The organism is Bradyrhizobium sp. P2_E8 (assembly GCF_056403875.1).
Window position 1 is genome coordinate 1 of sequence record NZ_JBFUES010000524.1, and the last position, 5,215, is coordinate 5,215.

The window sequence follows — 5,215 nt, forward strand, 5'->3', positions numbered from 1 at the left end:
CGGCTTCGCTCTTCCGGTTCGCATTTTGAATCACAGACGCACCTTCTCATCCTCGCGGCGCATTTCGCCCGAGCTTTGGTCTCTCCATCGCCCTCCAGAAATGAGGGCGCAGGGAAGGCCGGATGCCGGCTGGCACCCACGGTCCGCCGTGCGAAAGCACACGCAGAAGAACTGCACAGCGGCATACAGGTGAAGCCAAACACACGGCCTTCCCTGCGCAGTGGTCGGACGGCTTATGCCGTGCTCTCCCGGGAGCCGAGTTCCTTCTGGCCTCCCTCACTCCCGCGAAATTCACCGGCACCGCGCCGGTTGACGCGACTGCCGCCTTCGCAAGAGCTTGACCGTAGCAACGACGGCCAGGACCACACGGTTTTGCCGTACGCACACAGCGCCGCTCGTCCGCACGAAGTTTTGGGCTCACGGAGAGCAATCCGCCCTGCCCTTAGCCTCTCGCACACGACGCTGCCGCGTCCACCGCAACCCGGCCCGCGTTTCGAACGACTCGCGAACCGCCCCTCTTCGTCAGGCCGGGCTGTTTCGATGTATGCCGCAATTCCGAATTTCGGTAAAGTGGAATATTTTCGTGCGAAGGGGTTGACGGGCGAGCGACACAGCAAAGCTCGTAGGGTGGGTTAGCGTCAGCGTAACCCACCTCTTTGGTCTCCGTGTCGAGAGAAGCGGTGGGTTACGCCGCGCGGACTGCGCTTCGCGCAGCCGCCAGCTAACCCACCCTACGAAGCCTACGCCACAGCAGCATCCGGCACGCGCGCGGACTCCATCGGCTGCTTGCCGCGGATGAGGTCCGAGGCACGATCCGCGATCATCATCGTGGAGGCGTTGAGGTTCGCCGAGATCATGCGCGGCATCACGGAGGCGTCGATCACGCGCAGACCTTCCAACCCGTGGACGCGGAGCTGGTCGTCGACCACCGCCCAGGTGGAATCCGCCGGGCCCATGCGGCAGGTGCAGCCGGGGTGGAAGGTGGTGGTGCCGCGTTCGGTGGCGGCGGCGAGGAATTCGTCGTCGGTGTTGATGTTGGGGCCGGGGAAATCCTCGTAGGCGTAATAGGGCGACAGCGGCGCGGACTTCAAGAGGCGCCGTGCGAGCTTCATGCCGCCGACGATGACGCGGCGGTCGAGCTCGGCGTCGAGATAGTTGGTCTGGATGATCGGCGGCRCAAAGGGATCGGCCGAGCGGATGCGGACATAGCCGCGGCTCTCGGGACGCTGCTGCCAGGAGGCCACCGTCATGCCGGGCTCGTCTTCGAGCTGGCCCTGCACGCCTTCCTTGTAGCTTGCGGGGGTAAAGGTGAGCTGCAGGTCGGAGCTCTCGGCGCTCTCGCCGGAGTGCCAGAAGCAATAGACCATGGTCGGCGACAGCGAGAGCAGGCCGCGACGCGCGGTCGCCCATTTCAGCGCCTCGATCCAGAGCGAGAGACCGCGGCGAAGCTCGTTGATGGTCTTGATGTCTTTTACGCGCGCGACCGTGCGCGGCGCGTAATGATCCTGCAGGCCTTCGCCGACGGGCAAAGCGTGACGCACGGCGATGCCGTGCGCGGCCAGCAGGTCCGGCGAGCCGACGCCGGAGAGCTGGAGCAGCTGCGGCGAATTATAGGTGCCGCCGGAGAGGATCACTTCCTTGTTGGCGCGCACTTCCACCGGCGTGCCGCCGCGGCCGCCCTTGGTGTAGCGCACGCCGACGGCGCGCTTGCCCTCGAAGATGATCTCGGTCGCGTGCGCGTGGGTGTGCACATGCACGTTCGGCCGCTTCATCGCGGGCTTCAGGAACGCCGTGGAACCGGAGACGCGCAAGCCGTTGTTGATGGTGCGCTGGCAGTAGGAGACGCCTTCCTGCTTCGCGCCGTTGTAGTCGGGGTTGCGCGGGATGCCGAGCGAGACCGCGCCCTCCATGAAGGCCTCGCATAGCGGATCGCGCCAGTCCATGGTGGTGACGATGAGGTTGCCGTCGCGGCCGCGATAGGTGTCCTCGCCCTCGCCGACCCGCTTCTCCAGCCGCTTGAAGTAGGGCAGCACGTCGGCATAGCCCCAGCCGCGATTGCCCATCTGCGCCCAGGTGTCGAAATCCATGCGCTGGCCGCGATTGTAGATGTGGCCGTTGATCGAGGACGAACCGCCGAGCGTCTTGCCGCGCGGCGCGTAGATGCTGCGCCCGCCGGTCCAGGGCCCCGGCTCCTGCTGGTAGGCCCAGTTGATGCTCTTCATGTGGAAGGTCTTGATGAAGCCCGCCGGCAGATGGATGTACGGGTGCCAGTCGCTCGGGCCCGCCTCGAGCACGCAGACGCTAACGTTCGGATCTTCGCTCAGCCGGCTGGTCAGCACGCAGCCGGCCGAGCCCGCGCCGACGATCACATAATCAAATCTGTCCATGGTGCCTCGGCCGCTCAGCGCGGCTTGTCGTTGAGTTGATAATTCAAATGCGTCTGCACCGTCGGCCATTCGGCGGCGGTGATGCTGTAGACCACGGTGTCGCGCAGCGTGCCGTTCGGCGCGACCTGGTGGCTGCGCAGAATGCCGTCCTGCTTGGCGCCGAGGCGCTCGATGGCGCGGCGACTCTGGTGGTTGAAGAAGTGCGTGCGGAATTCGACCGCGATACAGTTCAGCGTCTCGAAGGCGTGCCGGAGCAGCAGCAGCTTGCACTGCGTGTTGAGCGGCCCGCGCTGCGCGCTCTTGCCATACCAGGTCGAGCCGATCTCGACGCGGCGGTTGGCGGCATCGATGTTCATGTAGGTCGTCATGCCGACGATGTTGCCGCCGGCATCGAACACGGTGAACGGCAGCATCGAGCCTGCGGCCTGCAAGGCCAGGCGGCGGTCGATCTCCTTGCCCATGTTCTCCGGCAGGGGAATCGCGGTGTACCAGAGCTTCGAGAGCTCGCCGTCCTTCACGGCCTCCACCAGCCCCTCGATATGCTGATGCGACAGCGGCTCGAGACGGGCGTGCTGTCCACGCAGGGTGATGGGATCAGGCCAGGGCATTGTAGTCTCTCCTTACGTCATTGTGCGGCGAGGCAGCAGGACTGCCAGATCCTCATCCTGAGGAGCGCGGAACGCGCGTCTCGAAGGATAAAGGCCCGGCTGGTGGCCTCGCCCTTCGAGACGCGCGCGAAGGGCGCGCTCCTCAGGGTGAGGGTCTGATGGTTGCATTGCCTCTCTCGCAATGACGGTAACTAGCACCGTTTATTTGTTTAGGAAATTGAGAGGCAAACCGCCGCGCGGCCAGTCCATGGCGATCAGCTCGCCCTTGCCTGACAGCGTGATGTAGGCGGTCTTCAGCCCGGGGCCGCCGAAGGCGATGTTGGTGGTGACGCGGTCGCCGGTCGGGACCTGCTCGACGAGGGTCCCATCCGGCGCGATCACCGAGATGCAGCCGGAGACGAGGGTGGCGACGCAGACATTGCCGTTCGCCTCCACCGCGAGCGAGTCGAACATCTGGTAGCCGCCGAGGCCGCAGATCGGCGTGCCCCGTTCGCCGCGGTAGATCGGCTCGCGCGGCTTGAGCGTGCCGGGGGCGGAGAGCTCATAGGCCCAGAGCCGCCCCGTCGGCGTTTCCGCGATGTAGACCGTGTTTTCGTCCGGCGACAGCCCGATGCCGTTGGCCGGCAGCACGCCGTGCACGACCTCCACGATCTCGGTCATGCCGGGCTTGAGGTAGTACATGCCGCCGACGTCCATCTCGCGCGCGCGGCGCTTGCCGAGATCGGAGAACCAGAGGCCGCCGTGCCTGTCGAACACCAGATCGTTCGGCCCGCGCAGATCGTGCTCGCCGCATTTGGTCACGACGGTCTCGACCTTGCCCGATTGCAGATCGACGCGCTGGATCGAGCCGCCGAGATAGCCGTCCGGCTGCGGGCCCGGCATGATCATCTTGCCGGTCGGGATCCAGGAGAAGCCGCCATTGTTGCAGATGTAGATCTTGCCGTCGGGGCCGAGGGCCGCGCCATTCGGCCCGCCCGGCACCTCGGCGACGATCTCCTTGCGGCCGTCGGGATGGATTCGGGTCAGGCGCTGGCCGCGGATCTCCACCAGCACCACCGAGCCGTCCGGCATCACGACCGGCCCTTCGGGAAATTCGAGGTCGGTGGCGAGAACGCGGACGTCAGACATTTGAGATCCTCCCGGCTGCTTGTTCTGGCTTGCACGGGATGTCCGGCACGGGCCTCCACACGCAAGATTTGCCCGTGGTTATGACAAAGTCACCGGGGCTTGCCAAGCAAGCGGGACGGTATGCCAGCGTTGCGCGGCAAGGCGCGACATCGCGCCTTGCGTTGTCGTTTGAGCATGACCTTTTCGGAAAACCGCTTCGCACTTTGCGCCAGCGGGTCCAGATCATGCTACTGCCGCACCGGCACCCATATCTCGAAACCGCCATTGCCGGTCGCAGGATCGAACTTTTCGTCGTAGCGCTCGAAGTTCGGCGCGTCTGCGGCCTTCAGGCCGGAGGCCGGCAGCCACTGATTCCAGATCGTGTTGACGGTGCGCCGGATCGAGGCGACGTGGTCGGTGTGGGTGAACACCGCATAGCGCTGCTCGGGGATGCGGATGCGGCCGAAGCGGCGCGGCAGGTCGGAATAGTCGCCGACCTCGACACCGGCGATGTAGTCGAAATTGCCGGCATCGTCGCCGTTGCAGCAGACGCCATAGGCGACGTTGCCGACACGCGCCGGAATGTCGGCGACCTCCTGGTTGAAGCGGTGCCACATTCCCGGGATGATCGCGCCGTTGTCGCAGGAGATGCGTTCACTGATGCCGGCGACGAGGAAGGCCTTTGCGGTCTCGAAACGCGGCGGGGCGAGCGTGTCTGACGGGGTGGAGTCCATGAGGATCGGCTCCTGAAGCTTGAGATGGCCGGTGCACGTCGCGGCCCGCACCGCTTCGGGTGTGGTGCCAAACTGGTCGCGGAACGCGCGGGTGAATGCTTCGTGCGAGCCGTAATCCGCCTCCAGCGCCAGCGACAGAATGTCCGGCGCGCCGTTCGCAAGACTGCGTGCCGCCTCGGTCAGCCGCCGCGCGCGCACGTAGCGCATCACCGGCAGGCCGGTGGCTGCGGCAAACGCACGCACGATGTGGAACCGCGACACGCCTGATATCGCAGCGATCTCGTCGAGCGTCATCGGCTCGGCCAGATGGCTCTCGATATACCAGAGCGCGCGATTGGCTGGATTCATGGTGGTTCGGGCCCTCGTTCGAAGCGCGGCC

4 protein-coding genes are annotated in these 5,215 nt (G+C 65.7%); all 4 read right to left on the reverse strand.

Features of this window, described 5'->3' with window-relative positions; genetic code table 11:
- Positions 1-740: 740 nt before the first annotated feature.
- Complete coding sequence (locus AC1D00_RS25445; protein WP_477012543.1) at positions 741-2,387, reverse strand: GMC family oxidoreductase; 1,647 nt, start codon at positions 2,385-2,387, stop codon at positions 741-743.
- A gap of 14 nt (positions 2,388-2,401) precedes the next feature.
- Positions 2,402-2,995, reverse strand: a complete 594-nt coding sequence (locus tag AC1D00_RS25450) for a GNAT family N-acetyltransferase (RefSeq protein WP_404553572.1) — start codon at positions 2,993-2,995, stop codon at positions 2,402-2,404.
- Positions 2,996-3,196: 201 nt separating this feature from the next.
- Positions 3,197-4,123 carry an SMP-30/gluconolactonase/LRE family protein gene (locus AC1D00_RS25455; protein ID WP_404553571.1) on the reverse strand — a complete coding sequence of 309 codons (927 nt, stop codon included), beginning with the start codon at positions 4,121-4,123 and terminating at the stop codon, positions 3,197-3,199.
- A gap of 227 nt (positions 4,124-4,350) precedes the next feature.
- Positions 4,351-5,184, reverse strand: coding sequence for a GyrI-like domain-containing protein (locus tag AC1D00_RS25460; protein ID WP_477012544.1), 834 nt, complete (start codon positions 5,182-5,184; stop codon positions 4,351-4,353).
- Between the last annotated feature and the right edge of the window lie 31 nt (positions 5,185-5,215).

Excerpts from the sequence above, each read along its gene's own strand:
- AC1D00_RS25450 (WP_404553572.1), bottom strand. The coding sequence starts at position 2,995 with ATGCCCTGGCCTGATCCCATCACCCTGCGTGGACAGCACGCCCGTCTC.
- AC1D00_RS25455 (WP_404553571.1), bottom strand. The coding sequence starts at position 4,123 with ATGTCTGACGTCCGCGTTCTCGCCACCGACCTCGAATTTCCCGAAGGG.
- AC1D00_RS25460 (WP_477012544.1), bottom strand. The coding sequence starts at position 5,184 with ATGAATCCAGCCAATCGCGCGCTCTGGTATATCGAGAGCCATCTGGCC.